The organism is Brevundimonas sp. GN22, assembly GCF_054824005.1.
Window position 1 is genome coordinate 17,898 of sequence record NZ_JSYD01000037.1, and the last position, 20,502, is coordinate 38,399.

A 20,502-nucleotide genomic window follows, 5' to 3' on the forward strand; every position below is an offset into this window, starting at 1 on the left:
ATATCTCTCTAAATCCAATTCTACCGAAGGAAGATCAAAATGGCTGACCTCGCCAAGATCGTTGAAGAACTCTCGGCTCTGACCGTTCTGGAAGCTGCTGAACTGTCGAAGCTGCTGGAAGAAAAGTGGGGCGTTTCGGCTGCTGCTCCGGTTGCCGTTGCTGCTGTTGGCGGCGCTGCTGCTCCGGCTGAAGCTGCTGAAGAGCAAACCGAATTCACCGTCATGCTGGTTGACGGCGGCGACAAGAAGATCAACGTGATCAAGGAAGTTCGCGGCGTTCGTACCGACCTGGGCCTGAAAGAAGCCAAGGAACTGGTAGAAGCTGCTCCGGCTGCTGTCGTCGAGAACGTCTCGAAGCAAGCTGCTGAAGAACTGAAGAAGAAGCTGGAAGAAGCCGGCGCCAAGGTCGAAATCAAGTAAGATTTCTGATCTGGCCTCTGGTACTCCAGAGACTGCTTTTAGGAACGGGTCGCAGGAAACTGCGGCCCGTTTTCTTTTGTCCGATGGCGGTTGGATCTAAGCGGACGCATGGAAACGGAACACCTCGATCCCCATTTGAAATGGAGAAGAGGAGTGCCCCCAATGAAAATCCTTATGGTTCTGACGTCGCACGACAAGCTGGGCGATACAGGCGAGAAGACCGGCTTCTGGCTGGAAGAACTGGCTGCGCCTTATTACGCGCTCAAGGATGCGGGTGCGGAGATCACGCTGGCCTCGCCCAAGGGCGGCCAACCGCCGCTGGACCCCAAGAGCGACGCCGAAGATGCCCAGACCGAGGACACCCGCCGCTTCAAGGGTGACCAGGAGGCGATGGCTGCGCTGGCCAGCACACACAAGCTGGATGAGGTTAAGGCTGATGCCTTTGATGCCGTCTTCTATCCGGGCGGTCATGGCCCCCTGTGGGATCTGACCAACGACAACCATTCGATCAGCCTGATCGAGGCCTTTACCGCAGCGGGCAAGCCCACGGGCTTTGTTTGTCACGCGCCGGGCGTTTTGAAGAATGTGAAGATGGCCAATGGCGAGCCGCTTGTGCGCGGTAAGTCTGTCACCGGCTTTACCAACAGCGAGGAAGAGGCCGTTGGTTTAACCAAGGTGGTGCCGTTCCTCGTTGAGGACATGCTGACCGAGAACGGCGGTGAGTACAGCAAGGGGCCGGATTGGGCCTCTTATGTACGCACCGACGGCAAGCTGGTGACGGGTCAGAACCCTGGGTCTTCCAGAGCCGCAGCCGAGGCGCTGCTGGATCTGCTGAAATAAAGGAACGGCCCGGGAGATGATCCCGGGCCGTATTGTATTCGACCTTAGCGGCGACGCGGGCTGAGGATTTCCGTCAGTCGATCGCGGGTGCCTTCGATGCGCTCGAGGCGCGGATAGCGCAGACCCCCCGTGTAATCGAACTGGACGGTGCGGAACTTGTCTCCCCGCTTCAGCAGCAGCTTGATCGGGGCCGAGCCGTCCTTATTGGCGGTTACGGCATCGCGCAGGCGGTCGGCGTTCGCGGCTTGGTCGTTGATGGCGACCAGCTCCCAGCCCGGACCGATGTCGGCCTCGAAGGCAAGGCCGCCCCAGCGGATGTTGTTGATCCGGTTTGTCCCGCTAAGGGTAAAGCCCAGCGAGTACTGGAAGTCGGTCTTCCAGCCGGTCTGGATATTCTTCTCGGCGTCGGTGAGGGCGTCGGTGTAGGTCAGGCGATAGCCTGAGCGTGCCAGACCATCCAGCGGGGCCTTGGCATCCGGCCCTGCCGCGTCCAGACGGGTGCGCAGGAAGGTGGCCCAGTCATGCGGATGCACAGCATTCAGCGCGGCAACGACGTCCTCGAACACATAGCCGCGTGGCGCATAGGAGCCGTTGTCACCGCCGAAGAAGCCCTTGGCGAAGTCGTCCAGCGACTTGCGGTCATTGGTGGCTTCGCGGATCAGGGTATCCGCATCCAGCCAGATCAGCAGGGCTTCACGATAGTAGTCGCCCGTCGCCCGCATCCACGAGGTGTAGGGGTTGGACGTGCGGTAACCCAGAAGGTTGTGGTTGTTGGTGTCCTGAAGCGGCCGCCAGCCACGGCCCGGCTGGTTGTCATAAAAGGCTGCCACCTCTGCGAACGAGGTGATGATGTCTTCGACGGGGGCTAGACCCGAACGCGCCGTCAGAACATCGCCCCAGTACTCCGTCTGGCCTTCATAGACCCAGAGCAAGGTGTTCTGGGTAGGGATGTTGTGGTTGGCGGTCAGTTCGTCGGCAGGGCGGTTGCGCTTGCCGTTCCACGTGTGGACGTACTCGTGCGGCAGCAGGCCGATGGAGCCGAGGTTCTTGCCCCAGTTGGTGAAGAAGTCGGTCGGGATGGTGTTTTCCGACGAGCGGTGATGCTCTAGGCCGATGCCTCCCATCTGGTTGGTCGCCGCGACGAGGAATTCATAGCGGTCATAGGGGCGGGCACCGAACAGGCGGTCGGCCTGTGTGATCAGGCTCTCGTAGTAACCGATCTGTTTTGCGGTCGGATTGATGTAATCGGCCTTGTCACCGACGATGTTCAGGTGAACGCCCGCGCCGTTGGGATCAATATCCACGCGGTTAAAGTGCGCGCCGCCGAACAGGGGGCTGTCGATCAGGTTGTACAGGTCAACCGGCTTGAAGGTCGCAACGCCGTTCTCGAAGCTCTCGGTGTCGAGAGAAACGCCGTAGTTCCAGCCTGCGGGAAGCTTGATCGACGGGGCGAAGGTGATGCCGGTCGAATGATAGCCTGCGGGATAGAGCAGAGCTTTTTCCCACTGCAGGTTGACCATGTCAGGCGTCATGACAACGCGCCACTGGCTGTTGTCCGGCTGGGTCAGCCATTGGAACTCGACCACGATTTCCGACACACCTTGCGGTACGTCGACATGGAAGGCGTAAGGGTCAATCGTATCGCGCAGCCACACGATGCGTTGGCCCGCGCCGGTGACGGTCACGCCCGAGATAAGCTGGATCGGCCCTGTGTCGGCATGGTTGCCCGGCAGGAATTTCGGGTACAGCAGGACTAGGGGGCCCGACTTGACCGGAATGGTCTGGCGCACATTGACGATCTTGCGTTCGACGTCTGTGGCATCGACCTCATAGCGGATGATCCCCGGATAGGTCGCCTCGGTCGGGGCGGGGATCGGTGGCAGGGCGCGTGACAGGGCCAGAGGGGTGTTCTGGGGCGTCGGATTGGCGGGCGCTGCCGGCCCGGTCCACTGCTGGCTTCCGTTATGGGCAAGGGCAGCCGTCGCGGTGCTGCTGAGCAACAGAGCCATTGCGGCGGCGGACAGATGTTTCTTCATGTCGTGTACTCGGGTCTAACGGAAGGTCTTAGCGGCGTGCGGTCAGGATATCGCCGAGGCGGTCCGGCGTGCCGGCGATGCGTTCGAGGTGCGGATAGCGCAGGCCATCGCGGTAGTCGAAGTTGACCGTCTTGAAGCGGTCACCCTGCTTAAGGATCAGGGTGATCGGCGATGAGCCGTCCTTGGCAGCCGTCACCGCCTTTTTCAGCGCATCCTCGCTGGCAGCTACGTTGTTGACCGCCACCAGTTCCCAACCTGCGGTCAGGCCCTGCTGGAACGCCGGGCCGTTCCACACCACCGAGGTGATGCGGTTGGACTTGTTCATCTGGAAGCCGAGAGAATAGGTGAAGTCCATGCGGCCCAGCTCCTTGTTGAGCTGGCTCATGTAGGCGTTCGGGGTGTCTTTCCAGACCAGCCGATAGCCGCCCTGTTCAAAGCCGTTGATCGGTGCCGGCGCGTCCGGCCCGACCGCATCCACCCGTTCACGCAGGAACGTGGCCCAGTCGTGCGCAACGACGCCGTTAAGTGCCGTCACGACGTCTTCAAACGTATAGGGTTTGGCTTCCCAGTTGCCGTCCTCAATGCCGAAGAAGGCTTTAGCGAAGTCATCGAGCGACTTGCGGCCATTGGTCTTCTCGCGGATCAGGGTGTCGGCATCCAGCCACACAAGCGACCCTTCGCGGTAGTAGTCTTCCGAGCGCTGGACGCTGGGCCACGGCGAGGGGCGACGCTGCTGGATGATGGGATCATTGGTGGTGTCCTGCATGGCGCGCCACGCACGGGCAGGCGTGGTGGAGTACTGGGCAGCGTTATTGGCCATAACGCCCAGCGCTTCTTCCTTGGTCATCAGACCGGCGCGCGCAGTCAGCACCAGACCCCAATACTGCGTCTGGCCTTCATAGACCCACAGCAGCGAGTTCTGCAGCGGCTCGTTAAGGTTCGCCGTCATCTGGTCAGCAGGGCGACGCCATTTGCCGTTCCAGCTGTGGGTGTATTCGTGGCCGAGCAGGTCGCGGTCGGCGATGGTGCCGGTCGGATCCGTGAAATATTTGGTGTCGACGCTGTTCTCGCTTGAGCGCTGGTGCTCCAGACCGATGCCGCCCAGCTTGTCCGTGACCGCCAGCAGGAAGTCGTAGCGGTCGTAATGGCGGGCTCCGAACAGTAGATCGGCCTGACGCACCAGATTGCGGTGCTGGGCCAGATGCTCGTCCTTGATTTTCACCATCTCGGCGCTGTCGCCAACGACGTTCAGGTAAACCGGAGAACGGCCGTTCGGGTCCAGATCATACTGGGCGAAATGCTTTCCCGCGAATACCGGGCTGTCGGCCAGATGCTCGAGGTTGATGGGCTCAAGCTGGAGATAGCCGTCGATATTGCCCTCGACCTTGAGTGCGCCGGAATATCCCCAGCCTTCCGGCAGTTTCAGGCGGGGCAGGAAGCCGATGTGGCTGCTGCGGTAACCGGCGGGATAAAGCACAGCCTTTTCCCACTGGTGGTTCAGCATTTCGGGAGTGACGACGATGCGCCCCTGCGAACTTTCAATCGGGGTCAGCCATTGGAAGGAAACGTCGACCTTGTCCGCGCCTTGGGGCACTTCGATCTGGTAGGCCCACGGCTGCAGCGTATTGCGCACCCACTCGATACGCTGGCCATTGGCCGAGAACTGGAGGTTGGCGACCTGAGACACAGGGCCGACGGGGCCGTGGTTGCCGGGGATCCATTGCGGATAGAACAGGACCATCGGTCCCGACTGGGTAACGGGAATGGTCTGGCGCACCGACATGATACGGCGGTCGATATCCGAAGCATCGACCCAGAGTTCTATTGCACCGGGGCGGACCTGATCGCTGACAGGCGGGATAGGCGCCAGGGCGACAGGTAGGGCAGGCGCTGCGGCTCCGGTCTGGGCCAGCGCAGGCGCGGCCACCAGAAGAGCGAGAGCAGAAGCACAGACGGCCAGAGAGTGGCGAGACATACGGTGTTCCCCCAAGGAAGGCCGCCAGGCGGCAAAAACATGTCGGGGGAAGGCAAGCCGCGCGCGCCGCCCTACGTCAAGCGTATTGCGGCCCGTCGGTGATTTTAATCCACGATTGCGGCCACTTGGGCTCGGTCGTGCTTACGGATTGACCTTCAAAAGTTCGACAGTGAACAGAAGGGCCGAGCCCGGCGGGATCAAGCTGCCGCCGACCCAACGCTCGCCGTAGGCCAGGTTGGCGGGGATGACGAACTCGTATTTTTCGCCTTCGCGCATCAGGCCCACGCCCTCGGTCCAGCCCTTGATAACGCGGTTCAAAGGGAAGCTGGTCGGTTCGTTGCGCGAATAGGAGCTGTCGAACTCGCGGCCGTCGATGAAGGTCCCGCGGTAATGAACGCTCACAGTGTCCGTCTCGGCGGGTTGCGGGGCATTGGGCTTAGCCTTGCCGACGCGGCGGTACTGCAGGCCGCTTTCGGTTGTCGTCCAGCCCCGCCGCGCCTTGTTCCAGTTTTGATAGGCAAGCTGTCCGGCTTCCCACGTGGCCTGCGCCGCGCGCTGTTCGGCGACGGCGCGCTCATAGGCGACCATGGCGTCGGAAGGCGTTTCCTGCGCCATGGTAGAGACGGGCAGGGCCAGCAAGGTGGCGGCGATCAGGGTGGAGACAGCGCGATTCATGGGCTTAGGCATAACACGGAAACCGTAAGGTGCCAGAACCCGCTTAAAACGCCCAAAGGGTCTTTATTTTGCCGCGTCAAGCGTTATATATGGCCGCTTCGTAGATTCCATGAATCCGCGCATTAGCGCCGAGGCCCGGTTTGAAGCCCTCCAAACCGGTGCGAAGGCGTCGCTCCTTCCCAAGGGAGCGTGACATTTCAGGCATCCTGTTCTGCCCGGCAGTTCGAGGGTGGATGCCGAAAGACGTTTAACGGTCACGGACCGCCGATTGGCGTGCCGTGGCTGCTGCATTGAGAGCTGGGTCCTTCACGGGGCTCACTATTGGGAAAACAGAATGGCCAAGTCCACCGACGGTCTCGCCTTGGGCAAGATCGCAGCCGCGACCTCCTTCACTGGCAAGAAGCGCATTCGCTACAGCTTCGGGCGTATCCCGGAAGCCGTGCAGATGCCGAACCTGATCGAGGTTCAGCGCGCTTCCTACGAACAATTCCTGCAACGCGAGAGCCGTCCGGGCCTGCGTCGCGACGAAGGCATCGAAGCTGTCTTCAAGTCGGTCTTCCCGATCAAGGACTTCAACGAACGCGCTGTGCTCGAATACGTTTCGTACGAATTCGAAGAGCCGAAGTACGACGTTGAAGAATGCATCCAGCGCGACATGACCTATGCCGCGCCGTTGAAGGTCAAGCTGCGCCTCATCGTCTTCGAAACCGAAGAAGAAACCGGCGCGCGCTCGGTCAAGGACATCAAGGAACAAGATGTCTACATGGGCGACATTCCGCTCATGACCGAGAAGGGCACCTTCATCGTCAACGGCACCGAGCGCGTCATCGTTTCCCAGATGCACCGTTCGCCGGGCGTGTTCTTCGACCACGACAAGGGCAAGACCCACTCGTCGGGCAAGCTGCTGTTTGCTGCCCGCGTGATCCCTTACCGCGGTTCGTGGCTGGACTTCGAGTTCGATGCCAAGGACGTGGTTTACGTCCGTATCGACCGTCGTCGTAAGCTGCCGGCCACCACCTTCCTGTACTCGCTGGGTATGGACGGTGAGGAAATCCTCAAGACCTTCTACGAGACCGTCCCGTACGAAAAGCGCGGCGACAACTGGGTCACCCCGTACAAGCCGGAACGCTGGCGCGGTGTGAAGCCGGAATTCGACCTGATCGACGCCGACACCGGCGAAGTGGTCGCTCCGGCTGGCCAGAAGATCTCGGCCCGTGCTGCCAAGAAGCTGCAAGACGGTGGTCTGCAGTCGCTGTCGCTGGCGGCTGATGCCCTGCTCGGCAAGTATCTGGCTGCTGACGCGGTCAACTACGAAACCGGCGAAATCTACGCCGAAGCCGGTGACGAACTGGACGCCGAGTCGATCGCTGTCCTGGAAGCTCAAGGCTTCTCGACCATCGACGTGCTGGACATCGACCACGTCACGGTCGGTGCCTACATGCGCAACACCCTGCGTATCGACAAGAACACGGGCCGCGAAGACGCTCTGTTCGACATCTATCGCGTGATGCGCCCGGGCGAGCCGCCGACGCCGGAAGCCGCCGAAGCGATGTTCAACTCGCTGTTCTTCGACGCCGAACGCTACGACCTGTCGGCCGTTGGTCGCGTCAAGATGAACATGCGTCTCGAAACGCCGGAAGTTTCGGACGAAATCCGCGTTCTTCGCAAGGATGACGTCCTGAAGGTTCTGCAGATCCTCGTGGGTCTGAAAGACGGCCGTGGCGAAATCGACGATATCGATAACCTGGGCAACCGTCGCGTTCGCTCGGTTGGCGAGCTGCTGGAAAACCAGTACCGCGTCGGCCTGCTGCGTATGGAACGCGCGATCAAGGAGCGTATGTCGTCGGTCGATATCGACACCGTCATGCCGCACGACCTGATCAACGCGAAGCCGGCCGCTGCTGCTGTTCGTGAATTCTTCGGCTCGTCGCAGCTGTCGCAGTTCATGGACCAAACCAACCCGCTATCGGAAATCACCCACAAGCGCCGCCTTTCGGCGCTTGGCCCAGGTGGTCTAACCCGCGAGCGCGCAGGCTTCGAAGTCCGCGACGTTCACCCGACGCACTATGGCCGTATCTGCCCGATTGAAACGCCGGAAGGCCCGAACATCGGTCTGATCAACTCGCTGGCCACCCACGCCCGCGTGAACAAGTACGGCTTCATCGAGTCGCCGTACCGTCGCGTGAAGGACGGCAAAGCTCAGGACGAGGTGGTCTACATCTCGGCTATGGAAGAAGCCCGCTACACGATCGCTCAGGCGAACATCGAGCTGAACAACGGCGAGATCGTCGAAGAAATCGTCCCGGGTCGCGTGAACGGGGAATCCCAACTCCTGAGCAAGGAGTCGGTGGACATGATGGACGTTTCGCCGAAACAGGTTGTTTCGGTCGCAGCGGCCCTGATCCCGTTCCTTGAAAACGATGACGCCAACCGCGCACTGATGGGCGCGAACATGCAACGTCAGGCCGTGCCGCTGGTCCAGACCGACGCCCCGCTGGTGGGTACCGGTATGGAAGCCGTTGTGGCGCGTGACTCGGGCGCTGTTGTGATCGCTCGCCGTGACGGTGTAGTCGAACAGATCGACGGTACCCGTATCGTTGTCCGTGCGACCTCGGACGTCGACGCCGGTCGTTCGGGCGTGGATATCTACCGCCTGTCGAAGTTCCAGCGTTCGAACCAGTCGACCTGCATCAACCAGCGCCCGATCGTGCGCGTGGGCGATGAAGTGAAGGCCGGCGACGTTATCGCCGACGGTCCGTCGACCGATCTGGGCGATCTGGCTCTGGGCCGTAACGTCCTTGTCGCCTACATGCCGTGGAACGGCTACAACTTCGAAGACTCCATCCTAATCTCCGAGCGCATCGTGCGCGATGACATCTTCACCTCGATCCACCTCGAGGAGTTTGAAGTCATGGCCCGCGACACCAAGCTTGGGCCAGAAGAAATCACCCGCGACATCCCGAACGTCGGCGAGGAAGCCCTGCGCAACCTCGACGAAGCCGGTATCGTTGCCATCGGTGCCGAAGTGCAACCGGGCGACATTCTGGTCGGTAAGGTGACGCCGAAGGGCGAAAGCCCGATGACCCCGGAAGAGAAGCTGCTGCGCGCCATCTTCGGCGAAAAGGCATCTGACGTCCGTGACACCTCGCTGCGTCTGCCGCCGGGCGTTGCCGGTACCATCGTTGACGTTCGCGTCTTTAACCGTCACGGCGTCGACAAGGACGAACGTGCTCAAGCTATCGAGCGCGCCGAAATCGAACGTCTGGGCAAGGACCGCGACGACGAGCTCAAGATCCTCGAGCGCAACGTCTATGGCCGTCTGAAGCCGCTGCTGCTGGGCAAGGTCGCTGTATCGGGTCCTAAGGGCATCGGTCGTGGCGAAATCACCGAAGACGCCATGAGCGAAGTCTCGAAGGGTCTGTGGTGGCAGATCGCCCTCGAAGACGAAAAGGCCATGGCTGAACTCGAAGCCATGAAGAAACAGTTCGAGGACGCGCGTAAGCAACTGGACCGTCGTTTCGAAGACAAGGTCGAGAAGCTGCAACGCGGTGACGAACTGCCGCCGGGCGTCATGAAGATGGTCAAGGTCTTCGTTGCCGTGAAGCGCAAGCTTCAGCCGGGCGACAAGATGGCCGGCCGTCACGGCAACAAGGGCGTTATCTCCAAGATTCTGCCGATCGAGGACATGCCGCACCTTGAAGACGGTACGCACGTCGACATCGTTCTGAACCCGCTGGGCGTGCCTTCGCGCATGAACATCGGCCAGATCTTCGAAACCCACCTGGGTTGGGCATCGGCTGGCCTCGGCAAGCAGATCAAGGCCCTGCTCGAAGAGTGGATGGACGGCGGTGAACGCGAGCGTCTGACCAAGCGTCTGACCGAAATCTACGGCGAGGACACCCCTCTGCCGCAGACCGACGAGGAACTGATCGAGCTGGCTCAAAACCTCTCGAAGGGTGTTCCGTTCGCGACGCCGGTATTCGATGGTGCCCGCATTTCGGACATCGAAGACCGTCTGGAGTGGGCTGGTCTGGACCGCTCGGCGCAATCGATCCTGTACGACGGTCAAACCGGCGAGCAGTTCAAGCGTCCGGTCACCGTTGGCTATGTGTACATGCTGAAGCTGCACCACCTGGTCGACGACAAGATCCACGCCCGTTCGATTGGCCCGTACTCGCTCGTCACGCAGCAGCCGCTGGGTGGTAAGGCGCAGTTCGGCGGTCAGCGCTTCGGGGAAATGGAGGTCTGGGCTCTGGAAGCTTACGGCGCCGCCTACACCCTGCAGGAAATGCTGACGGTGAAGTCGGACGACGTGGCTGGCCGTACCAAGGTTTACGAGGCAATCGTCCGCGGCGACGACAGCTTCGAAGCCGGTATCCCGGAAAGCTTCAACGTCCTGATCAAGGAAATGCGCTCGCTGGGCCTGAACGTGGAGCTGGAGAACAGCTGATCCGAAAAGTTTCCCTCCCCGCAGCGGCGGGGAGGGGCCCTTTAAATCAGCCCCTCTGCTCTGAATGATTTTCGCGGCTCCTGCCGCAGAAGGAAAAAAGATGAACCAGGACGTCCTGAACATCTTCAACCCGGTCCCGGTCACCCCGACCTTCGACCAAATCAAAATCGCTCTGGCCTCGCCCGAGAAGATCCGTTCGTGGTCCTTCGGCGAAATCAAAAAGCCGGAAACCATTAACTACCGCACGTTCAAGCCGGAACGTGATGGCCTGTTCTGCGCCCGTATCTTTGGCCCGACCAAGGACTACGAATGCCTGTGCGGTAAGTACAAGCGCATGAAGTACAAGGGCATCATCTGCGAGAAGTGCGGCGTTGAAGTTACCCTGGCCCGCGTTCGTCGCGAGCGTATGGGTCACATCGACCTCGCTGCTCCGGTTGCCCACATCTGGTTCCTGAAGTCGCTTCCGTCGCGTATCTCGCTGATGCTCGACATGGCGCTGAAGGACGTTGAACGCGTTCTGTACTTCGAGAACTACATCGTCACCGAGCCGGGTCTGACCCCGCTGAAGCAGAACCAACTGCTGACGGAAGACGAGTTCTATCGCTATCAGGAAGAGTACGGCGACGACGGCTTCACCGCTGAAATCGGTGCCGAGGCTGTTCGCAACCTGCTGATGGCTATCGACCTGCACGCCGAGGCTGAAAAGCACCGCGCCGAGCTGGCCGACAGCCCGTCGGAAATGAAGGCCAAGAAGGCCTCCAAGCGCCTGAAGCTGCTGGAAGCCTTCATCGAGTCGGGCAACAAGCCGGAATGGATGATCCTGACGATCGTCCCGGTTATCCCGCCGGAACTCCGTCCGCTGGTTCCGCTGGACGGCGGCCGCTTTGCGACGTCGGATCTGAACGACCTCTACCGTCGTGTGATCAACCGTAACAACCGTCTGAAGCGCCTGATGGAGCTGCGCGCTCCTGATATCATCATCCGTAACGAAAAGCGGATGCTGCAGGAGTCGGTTGACGCCCTGTTCGACAACGGCCGTCGCGGCCGCGTCATCACCGGCGCTAACAAGCGTCCGCTGAAGTCGCTGGCTGACATGCTGAAGGGTAAGCAAGGTCGCTTCCGTCAGAACCTGCTCGGCAAGCGCGTCGACTACTCGGGCCGTTCGGTTATCACCGTGGGTCCGGAGCTGAAGCTGCACGAGTGCGGCCTGCCGAAGAAGATGGCTCTGGAGCTGTTCAAGCCGTTCATCTACGCACGTCTGGACGCCAAGGGCCTGTCGGGCACCGTCAAGCAGTCCAAGCGCATGGTTGAGCGCGAACAACCGGCCGTTTGGGATATCCTCGACGAGGTTATCCGCGAACACCCGGTGTTCCTGAACCGCGCACCGACGCTTCACCGACTGGGCATTCAGGCCTTCGAACCGAAGCTGATCGAAGGTAAGGCTATCCGCCTGCACCCGCTGGTCTGTACCGCGTTCAACGCTGACTTCGACGGCGACCAGATGGCCGTGCACGTTCCGCTGAGCCTCGAGGCCCAGCTGGAAGCACGCGTCCTGATGATGTCGACGAACAACATCCTGTCGCCTGCCAACGGCAAGCCGATCATCGTACCGTCGCAGGATATCGTCCTGGGTCTGTACTACCTGTCGCTCGTCAAGGACGGCGAACCGGGTGAAGGCAAGCTGTTCGCCAACATGGGCGAAATCGACGCGGCTCTGGATGCTGGTGTTGTGACCCTGCACACCAAGATCAAGGCCCGTTGGACCGAGATGAATGCAGACGGCGAAGTTGTGACCAAGGTCATCGACTCCACGCCGGGCCGCATGAAGCTGGGCGCACTGCTGCCGATGAACAAGAACATCGGCTACCGTCTGGTCGACAAGAACCTGACCAAGAAGGAAATCGGTAACCTGATCGATCAGGTCTATCGTCACTGCGGTCAGAAGGCGACGGTCATCTTCGCCGACCAAATGATGGGCCTCGGCTTCAAGGAAGCTGCCAAGGCCGGTATCTCGGTCGGTAAGGACGACATCGTCATTCCGGACGCCAAGTACACTCTGGTCAACGAGACCCGCGCCCAGGTTGAAGAGTACGAGCAGCAATATGCTGACGGCCTCATCACCAAGGGCGAGAAGTACAACAAGGTCATCGATGCCTGGTCGAAGGCCTCGGACAAGATTTCGGACGCCATGATGGCCGAGATCGCCCGTCCGCGCGTACTGATCGAAGGCCAGAACCCGGATATCAACTCCGTGTACATGATGGCCAACTCGGGCGCTCGTGGTTCGCAAGCCCAGATGAAGCAGCTTGGCGGTATGCGCGGCCTGATGGCCAAGCCGTCGGGTGAGATCATCGAGACCCCGATTACCTCGAACTTCAAGGAAGGCCTGACCGTTCTGGAGTACTTCAACTCCACCCACGGTGCCCGTAAGGGTCTGGCCGATACCGCACTGAAGACCGCCAACTCGGGTTACCTGACCCGTCGTCTGGTGGACGTTGCACAGGATTCGATCGTGACGGAGGAGGACTGCGGTTCGACCCGTGGCATCACCCTGCGCGCCGTGACCGAAGGCGGTGACGTTCTGGTTTCGCTGGGCCAACGTGTTCTGGGTCGCTATGCGGCAGAGGACATCAAGGAGCCGGGTACGGACAACGTTCTGTTCCCTGCCGACACCTACCTCGAGGAAGAACAAGTCGACGTCATCGACGAGGCTGGCGTTGCCTCGATCAAGGTCCGTTCGGCCCTGACCTGTGAAGCCGAAGCCGGTATCTGCGCCCACTGCTATGGTCGCGACCTGGCTCGCGGCACCAATGTGAATATGGGTGAAGCTGTCGGCGTTATCGCTGCACAGTCGATTGGTGAGCCGGGTACCCAGCTGACCATGCGTACCTTCCACATCGGCGGTACCGCACAGGTTTCGGAAACTTCGTTCTACGAAGCGACCAACGCCGGTGTTGCCAAGATTGCTGGCCCGACCGTTACCGCGCCTCACGGCGATCTGGTGGCGATGAGCCGCAACGTTGTCGTCTCCATCATGGTCGACGGCAAGGAACGCGAAACCCACAAGGTGCCTTACGGTGCTCGCCTGCGCGTCAAGGAAGGCGCGGAAGTGGCCAAGGGCGCTCGCGTGGCCGAGTGGGACCCGTACACCAACCCGATCATCACCGAAGTGGGCGGCAACATCCGCTTCGAGGATCTGGTCGAAGGTCTGTCCGTCAAGGAAGAGACCGACGAGGCAACCGGTATCGCACAACGCGTTGTGTCGGACTGGCGTGCAAGCCCGCGTGGTTCGGACCTGCGTCCGGCCTTGGGTCTGATCCAAGGCGAGGGCTATGCCCGTCTGGCTTCGGGCTCTGACGCCCGTTACCTGCTGCCGGTTGGCGCCATTCTGTCGGTGTCGAACGGTGACGAGGTCAAGCCGGGTGAAGTTATCGCCCGTATCCCGACCGAAGGTGCCAAGACCCGCGACATCACCGGCGGTCTGCCGCGCGTTGCCGAACTGTTCGAAGCCCGCCGTCCGAAGGACTGCGCTGTCATCGCCGAAATGGATGGCCGCGTTGAGTTCGGTCGTGACTACAAGAACAAGCGTCGTATCAAGATCACGCCGGAGCCGGATGCCGATGGCAACCAAGGCGAAGCCGTTGAATTCCTGATCCCGAAGGGCAAGCACATCTCCGTCCACGACGGCGATCTGATCCAGAAGGGCGACTACATCATCGACGGCAACCCGGATCCGCACGATCTGCTGCGCATCCAAGGCGTCGAAGCTCTGGCCGAGTACCTCGTCAACGAGGTGCAGGAAGTCTACCGTCTGCAAGGCGTGCCGATTAACGACAAGCACATCGAAGTGATCGTGCGTCAGATGCTGCAAAAGGTCGAAGTCATCGACTCCGGCGAGACCACCCTCATCAAGGGTGACACCGTCGAAGTGGCTGAGGCCGAGCTCGAGAATGCCAAGGTCGAGAAGCGCGGTGGCCGTCTGGCTGTCACGCAACCGGTCCTGCTGGGTATCACCAAGGCGTCGCTGCAAACCCGCAGCTTCATCTCGGCGGCATCGTTCCAGGAGACCACCCGCGTGCTTACCGAGGCTTCGGTCCACGGCAAGAAGGACACGCTGGAAGGCCTCAAGGAAAACGTTATCGTCGGCCGCCTTATCCCGGCCGGTACGGGCGCTTACCTGCGTGCCATGCAGAAGATCGCCAACGAGCGCGACGCCGAGCTTACCCAAGCTCGTGAAGACGCGGTCGAGCCGCTGCCGGCCGATCTGGCTCTGGAGCTGGATCAAGGCTGATCCAGACTTCCGGCCTAGGCTGAAAGAAAAGAAGGGTGGTGTCGCAAGACACCGCCCTTTTTGCTGTCCGCTTAGTCGTTACCGCGAGGTGGTGGTCGCGGGCCGTTGCTGGCACCGATTTGTTGCTGAAGTTTGCTCACCTCGCGATCGGTGCCTGACATGGCATCCAGTTCGGCTCCGCGACCCGAGCCAGTGGTATCGAGAATGGGATTGCCCGTTCCGCCCGATGCGGGCCGACGGAGGGCCTCATAGTTTTCCATGCGGGCAGCGCCGACAGCACCCAGTTGAGCATCGCGGGCTCCATTGCCGCTGCCCTGAACGCGGACGCCCCGCTCAATCGCCTGACGGATGCGGCGCTGGTCCGCGCTGTCGCAGGACAGGCGCTGGATGTCGCTGAGCATCTGGGGCTGGGTGCAGTCCACGGGCGTGGACCCCTGCCCATAATAGATGCGGCCCGTCTGGGTGGCCGTGTTGCCCGCCAGCCCGCCCTGACCCGCCATGGGGTCGGTGCGTTGACCGCCTTGCGAGCCCGCGGCTCCACCCGCCTCGGGGCGATAAGTCCACGCGTCGTCCAGCGCACCGCCCCGTGCAGCGGCGGCCAAGGCAGCTTCGGCTTCATCGTCGATCCGCGCCCGGCGCGGGATAGGCGTATCCGGAGAGCCCATGTCGGACTGGGACGCCTGACCTTCGCGCTCTGCGGACTGTAGGGAAGGGAGAGCAGAGCTGTCCAGGGGCGCGATCTGCGTGTTCGCCGTCGGACCATCGATGGCTTCGATAACAGGGCGGGTCACCGGCGCGGCCAGGCCGGGCAGGGTGCTATTGTTCAGGTCACTGACCTGTGCGCCCTGCGTCATTTCCAGACGTTCTGAAACCTGCGGCTTTTGCTCGACGATCTGCGGCAGGATTGCCGAAAGCTGTTCCTGAGTGATCTGCGGGTTGGCGGCGACGATCTTTTCGATCAGCTGCTCGCGAACGGGATCGACCTTGGTTTCTTCAGGGGTAGGTTCGAGGGGGACGTCGGTCTCTTCGACGACGGGCGGCTGCTCATGACGCTCCTGAGGCTTGGGCGTCGGTCGCGGTGTATCGCGCGGCATGTCGATCCAAACCTCGAAGCTGTCATCGTCCTCGAACTTCGGCAGGAACACCGTATTGAGCGCGACCGGTACCAATACGGCGATGTGGATCAGCGCAGATGCCACCAGCAATGCACCGCGCTGACGGCGCGGCGAGGGCGTAATAGGCGGCGGGGGTGCCGACAGGCTGAAACTCATGGGCTACCTCTAAGGGAGGTTCTGGGGCACGCCATACGGACAACCTCACAAGAGCCGAGTCACGGCGTTACCGCCAGTGTGTCACATGAAGTTGAGAACGCTGATTTCTTGTTAATGCGGTGTCCGTTGGATCCGGTCCTCGGGAGGGCCGTCGCGTCGCTTGGTCTGAACCGGCCCATAAGCGTCCGGTTGAAGCGATGAATCGAGGTGCCGCCCTGCGGGACCGATACCAAGATTGGACCCTACACTGTCGGAGGGACGACCGTTGCCGACTTCGTCATTCGTTATGGGAAGGCGGCGGGAGTTGAAGTTACGAAGTCGCGCCGTGCCTTCGCGCTGAAGCGCGCCGTCGCGGCGAGCGTCGCCCGTTCCGGTAATACGCTGACCGCGTTCCAATTCCCGGACGGCGCGGTTGGTGGCTCGCTCATTACATATGGCCCGCTCGCTGTCGGACAACCGCTCGGGATAGTCGCACCCGATAGGGGAGGTGCGTAGGGTCCGCGCTACGGCGCTGCCTGTACTTTCAGGACGATAGGCCCATTGGCCATTGGAAGGCTGGGACGTTGGCCCGGTGTCCGCATCTGCCGAAGAGGCCACCCCTGTCGTCGCGGGCAGATTGCGGGCTTCACGAGGGACCGGCGTTGTGGGTGCTCCGCGTGAAGGGGACGTAGAATCGGAGGCGGCGGATTCGCGAGGACGCACGCGCGCGGGAACCTCGCGGGGGAGGACGACAGGTTCTATATCTACATAGATGGTGGGCCGCGAGGCGTTGTCATCCCGCCTGAGGGGCTGGGGTGCCCAGATCAGGCCCAGAGCCAATACACCGAGGTGGAATACGACGGACGCAACGACCCACACCGCCTTGCTCGGCTTGGGTTTTTCCGGGGGCAGGAAGGCAATCGGCAGGTGCACCGTCGTCAAGGAATGTCCTCCAACCCTGCACGCTTGCGAAATATTACGTTGGAAAAGTGGCGTTACATATTACCTAATTCTAAACGCGGATATCAGACGAACTTGACGGACAGCCCCCACACACGTACAAGCCGCTCACTTTCGAGACGTGGGCAGTTCGCTGTCCGCTGAACGAGTGACAACTTGACGGTCGGGCTGTGTCCCGCCGGAACGCCCAAAGCGCGCGTTCCGGTTTTTCCGTTTGGAAGACGCTCTTTCAGCTCGAATACCAACCCGGGCGACCTTAGGGTCGTTCAAAAGAAGGCAATGAGGCGCTCCGGCCGAAAGGCACACGCCTCCACATCGAAAAAGAGACGAATTCGAATGCCCACGATCAACCAGCTGATCCGCAAGCCGCGTAAGCCGAAGCCCGTTCGTAACAAGGTTCCGGCCCTCGAGGGTTCGCCCCAGCGCCGCGGCGTTTGCACCCGCGTTTACACCACGACCCCGAAGAAGCCGAACTCGGCACTTCGTAAGGTTGCCAAGGTTCGCCTGGCAAAGAACGGCGTTGAAGCTGTTTGCTACATCCCGGGTGAAGGCCACAACCTGCAAGAGCACTCGGTTGTGCTCATCCGCGGCGGCCGCGTGAAGGACCTTCCGGGTGTCCGTTACCACATCCTGCGCGGTGTGCTGGATACCCAAGGCGTTAAGGACCGTAAGCAACGTCGTTCGCACTACGGTGCGAAGCGTCCGAAATAAGCCATTCGCGTTCCTGCGCTCTACAAGATTTAAGAGGATACTCTCATGTCCCGTCGTCACCGCGCCCAGAAGCGTGAAGTTCTGCCGGATCCCAAGTTTGGTGATCTGATCGTTACCAAGTTCATGAACTACGTCATGTACGAAGGTAAGAAGGCTGTTGCCGAAAACATCGTTTACGGTGCTTTCGACATCCTCGCCGAGAAGAAAAAAGACCAGACCGCCGTGGAAACCTTCCACCAGGCTCTGGAAAACGTCGCTCCGTCGGTCGAAGTTCGTTCGCGCCGCGTGGGTGGTGCTACCTACCAGGTTCCGGTTGAAGTTCGTCCGGACCGTCGTCGCGCCCTGGCCATCCGTTGGCTGGTAAACGCTGCTCGCAAGCGTGGTGAAAACACCATGACCGAGAAGCTGGCTGCTGAACTGTTGGACGCCTCGAACAACCGCGGCACCTCGGTCAAGAAGCGCGAAGACACCCACAAGATGGCCGAAGCCAACCGCGCCTTCAGCCACTACCGCTGGTAAGCGTCTTAAAACCGTCCTCGTACCCCGGTATGAGGACGGACGCGATCTAAGACGATCTGGCGCGGGCATTCTGATTGAATCGCCCGCGCCGTCATATCCGACACAACGGGGCGCTCGCGGCGTCCGCGAGTACTCCGGAAGGCAAGACCAATGGCCCGTACACACAAAATCGAAGACTACCGTAACTTCGGTATCATGGCTCACATCGACGCGGGTAAGACCACGACGACCGAGCGCATCCTGTTCTACACCGGTAAGAACCACAAAATGGGCGAGACGCACGATGGTGCCTCGACCATGGACTGGATGGACCAGGAACAAGAACGCGGTATCACCATCACCTCGGCTGCTACCACCGCCTTCTGGCAAGGTAAGCGCCTGAACATCATCGACACCCCAGGCCACGTTGACTTCACCATCGAAGTCGAACGTTCGCTGCGCGTGCTCGACGGTGCTGTGACCGTTCTGGACGGTAACGCCGGCGTTGAGCCGCAGACCGAAACCGTCTGGCGTCAGGCTGACAAGTACAAAGTTCCGCGTATCGTGTTCGTCAACAAGATGGACAAGATCGGTGCTGACTTCGACAAGTCGGTTGAATCGATCCGCGATCGTCTGGGCGCCAAGGCTGTGCCGATCCAACTGCCGATCGGTTCGGAATCGAACCTGAAGGGCGTTGTCGACCTGGTCGAAATGAAGGCCCTGATCTGGGAAACCGACGCTGTTGGCGCTGCTGCTGACGTCCGCGAAATCCCGGCCGACATGGCTGACGCTGTTGCTGCAGCGCGTCAGTACCTTGTCGATAACGCCGTCGAAATCGACGACGAAGCCATGGAAGCTTACCTCGGTGGCGACGAGCCGTCGGTTGAAGTGCTGAAGCGCTGCATCCGTAAGGCTGTTATCGAAGGTCACTTCTACCCGATCCTCGCTGGCTCGGCCTTCAAGAACAAGGGCGTTCAGCCGCTGCTCGACGCAGTTGTTGACTACCTGCCTTCGCCGCTCGACATCCCGGCAACCCCGGGCATCGACTTCAAGACCGAAGAGCCGGTTACCCGTAAGGCTTCGGACGAAGAGCCGCTGTCGGTTCTGGCGTTCAAGATCATGGACGACCCGTTCGTTGGTTCGATCACCTTCTGCCGCCTGTACTCGGGCACGATGGAAACCGGCCAGTCGCTGCTGAACTCGACCCGTGACAAGCGTGAGCGCGTCGGTCGTATGCTGCAGATGCACTCGAACAACCGTGAAGACATCAAGGAAGCCTATGCTGGCGACATCGTCGCTCTGGCAGGCCTCAAGGAAACCCGCACCGGCGACACCCTGTGTGATCCGCTGAAGTCGCCAGTCATCCTCGAGCGCATGGAATTCCCGGCACCGGTTATCGAAATCGCTGTCGAGCCGAAGACCAAGGCTGACCAAGAGAAGCTGGGCGTGGCTCTGGCCAAGCTGGCTTCGGAAGATCCGTCCTTCACCGTTTCGACCGACCACGAGTCGGGCCAAACGATCCTGAAGGGCATGGGCGAGCTGCACCTCGACATCAAGATCGACATCCTGAAGCGTACCTACAAGGTCGAAGCGACCATCGGTGCTCCGCAGGTTGCCTATCGTGAATCGATCGGCAAAAAGGTCGAAATCGACTACACCCACAAGAAGCAAACCGGTGGTACCGGTCAGTTTGCACGCGTCAAGCTGGTCTTCGAGCCGGGTGAACCGGGTTCGGACTTCGTGTTCGAGTCGGCCATCGTCGGCGGTGCTGTTCCGAAGGAATACATCCCGGGTGTTGAAAAGGGCCTGAAGTCGGCCAAGGAAAACGGCCTGCTGGCTGGCTTCCCGGTCATCGACGTCAAGGCAACCCTGATCGACGGCGCCTTCCACGACGTCGACTCCTCGGTCCTGGCCTTCGAAATCGCTTCGCGCGCTGCCTTCAAGGAACTGAAGGAAAAGGGTGCACCGAAGCTGCTCGAGCCGATCATGGCCGTCGAAGTTGTGACCCCGGAAGAGTACCTGGGTTCGGTCATCGGTGACCTGAACGGTCGTCGTGGTATGATCCAAGGCCAAGACATGCGCGGTAACGCGGTTGTCGTGAACGCCTTCGTGCCGCTGGCCAACATGTTCGGTTACGTGAACACCCTGCGCGGTATGTCGCAAGGTCGTGCACAGTTCACCATGCAGTACGACCACTATGAGCCGGTGCCGCAACACGTCGCCGACGAAGTGATCAAGAAGTACGCCTAATCAGCCGTCTTTTTGACGACTGAGACTTGAAATCGGGGCGGTTTGGTAACAAATCGCCCCCCATCGATATCCCCAAACTAAATGGTCCCCGGTTCGGGGATTCCAGGAGCTAGAAAATGGCCAAGGAAAAGTTCGAACGCACTAAG

At 60.8% G+C, this 20,502-nt stretch carries 12 protein-coding genes; 7 read left to right on the top strand and 5 right to left on the bottom strand.

Translation table 11 applies throughout. The features are described from left to right. Positions 1 to 39 precede the first annotated feature (39 nt). Both rplL and OB03_RS06025 read left to right on the top strand, forming a co-directional pair. A complete protein-coding gene (rplL, locus tag OB03_RS06020; RefSeq protein WP_242914302.1) occupies positions 40 to 420 on the top strand; it encodes a 50S ribosomal protein L7/L12 in 381 nt (126 codons plus the stop codon). 162 nt (positions 421 to 582) lie between these two features. Then, the gene (locus tag OB03_RS06025) at positions 583 to 1,260 is read left to right on the top strand and encodes a type 1 glutamine amidotransferase domain-containing protein (protein WP_461343525.1); all 678 of its coding nucleotides are present in this window, start codon (positions 583 to 585) and stop codon (positions 1,258 to 1,260) included. Positions 1,261 to 1,304: 44 nt separating this feature from the next. On the opposite strand, the gene OB03_RS06030 is transcribed toward OB03_RS06025, so the two are convergent. The 3 genes from OB03_RS06030 to OB03_RS06040 all read right to left on the bottom strand — a co-directional run bounded on the left by OB03_RS06030 (position 1,305) and on the right by OB03_RS06040 (position 5,958). Beyond that, entirely contained in the window at positions 1,305 to 3,296 is a 1,992-nt protein-coding gene (locus OB03_RS06030) for a M61 family metallopeptidase (protein WP_461343526.1), read from the bottom strand. Between the two features lie 28 nt (positions 3,297 to 3,324). Beyond that, the gene (locus OB03_RS06035) at positions 3,325 to 5,271 is read right to left on the bottom strand and encodes a M61 family metallopeptidase (RefSeq protein WP_242914299.1); all 1,947 of its coding nucleotides are present in this window, start codon (positions 5,269 to 5,271) and stop codon (positions 3,325 to 3,327) included. 141 nt (positions 5,272 to 5,412) lie between these two features. Beyond that, positions 5,413 to 5,958, bottom strand: a complete 546-nt coding sequence (locus OB03_RS06040; protein ID WP_242914298.1) for an FKBP-type peptidyl-prolyl cis-trans isomerase — start codon at positions 5,956 to 5,958, stop codon at positions 5,413 to 5,415. Positions 5,959 to 6,280: 322 nt separating this feature from the next. Here OB03_RS06040 and rpoB point away from each other — a divergent pair, with 322 nt between their 5' ends. Continuing rightward, positions 6,281 to 10,396, top strand: coding sequence for a DNA-directed RNA polymerase subunit beta (gene rpoB, locus OB03_RS06045; RefSeq protein WP_461343527.1), 4,116 nt, complete (start codon positions 6,281 to 6,283; stop codon positions 10,394 to 10,396). Positions 10,397 to 10,496: 100 nt separating this feature from the next. Then, complete coding sequence (gene rpoC / locus OB03_RS06050; protein WP_242914296.1) at positions 10,497 to 14,687, top strand: DNA-directed RNA polymerase subunit beta'; 4,191 nt, start codon at positions 10,497 to 10,499, stop codon at positions 14,685 to 14,687. 71 nt (positions 14,688 to 14,758) lie between these two features. Here rpoC and OB03_RS06055 read toward each other — a convergent pair whose 3' ends face one another. Together OB03_RS06055 and OB03_RS06060 are read right to left on the bottom strand one after the other, a co-directional pair. After that, positions 14,759 to 15,958 carry a hypothetical protein gene (locus OB03_RS06055; RefSeq protein ID WP_461343528.1) on the bottom strand — a complete coding sequence of 400 codons (1,200 nt, stop codon included), beginning with the start codon at positions 15,956 to 15,958 and terminating at the stop codon, positions 14,759 to 14,761. Positions 15,959 to 16,069: 111 nt separating this feature from the next. Beyond that, positions 16,070 to 16,879: a hypothetical protein gene (locus tag OB03_RS06060; protein WP_242914294.1), complete on the bottom strand. Its 810-nt coding sequence runs from the start codon at positions 16,877 to 16,879 to the stop codon at positions 16,070 to 16,072. A 354-nt stretch (positions 16,880 to 17,233) separates the two neighbouring features. Between OB03_RS06060 and rpsL the strand changes: the two genes are divergently transcribed. The 3 genes from rpsL (at position 17,234) to fusA (ending at position 20,356) form a co-directional block, all read left to right on the top strand. Beyond that, on the top strand, positions 17,234 to 17,608 hold the full coding sequence (rpsL, locus tag OB03_RS06065; RefSeq protein ID WP_003165508.1) for a 30S ribosomal protein S12: 375 nt from the start codon (positions 17,234 to 17,236) through the stop codon (positions 17,606 to 17,608). A gap of 45 nt (positions 17,609 to 17,653) precedes the next feature. After that, the gene (gene rpsG, locus OB03_RS06070) at positions 17,654 to 18,127 is read left to right on the top strand and encodes a 30S ribosomal protein S7 (protein ID WP_242914293.1); all 474 of its coding nucleotides are present in this window, start codon (positions 17,654 to 17,656) and stop codon (positions 18,125 to 18,127) included. A gap of 150 nt (positions 18,128 to 18,277) precedes the next feature. Then, entirely contained in the window at positions 18,278 to 20,356 is a 2,079-nt protein-coding gene (fusA, locus tag OB03_RS06075; RefSeq protein ID WP_242914292.1) for an elongation factor G, read from the top strand. Positions 20,357 to 20,502: the final 146 nt, after the last annotated feature.

Coding starts and splice junctions, on each gene's coding strand:
- rplL (WP_242914302.1), top strand. CDS start 40: ATGGCTGACCTCGCCAAGATCGTTGAAGAACTCTCGGCTCTGACCGTT.
- OB03_RS06025 (WP_461343525.1), top strand. CDS start 583: ATGAAAATCCTTATGGTTCTGACGTCGCACGACAAGCTGGGCGATACA.
- OB03_RS06030 (WP_461343526.1), bottom strand. CDS start 3,296: ATGAAGAAACATCTGTCCGCCGCCGCAATGGCTCTGTTGCTCAGCAGC.
- OB03_RS06035 (WP_242914299.1), bottom strand. CDS start 5,271: ATGTCTCGCCACTCTCTGGCCGTCTGTGCTTCTGCTCTCGCTCTTCTG.
- OB03_RS06040 (WP_242914298.1), bottom strand. CDS start 5,958: ATGCCTAAGCCCATGAATCGCGCTGTCTCCACCCTGATCGCCGCCACC.
- rpoB (WP_461343527.1), top strand. CDS start 6,281: ATGGCCAAGTCCACCGACGGTCTCGCCTTGGGCAAGATCGCAGCCGCG.
- rpoC (WP_242914296.1), top strand. CDS start 10,497: ATGAACCAGGACGTCCTGAACATCTTCAACCCGGTCCCGGTCACCCCG.
- OB03_RS06055 (WP_461343528.1), bottom strand. CDS start 15,958: ATGAGTTTCAGCCTGTCGGCACCCCCGCCGCCTATTACGCCCTCGCCG.
- rpsL (WP_003165508.1), top strand. CDS start 17,234: ATGCCCACGATCAACCAGCTGATCCGCAAGCCGCGTAAGCCGAAGCCC.
- rpsG (WP_242914293.1), top strand. CDS start 17,654: ATGTCCCGTCGTCACCGCGCCCAGAAGCGTGAAGTTCTGCCGGATCCC.
- fusA (WP_242914292.1), top strand. CDS start 18,278: ATGGCCCGTACACACAAAATCGAAGACTACCGTAACTTCGGTATCATG.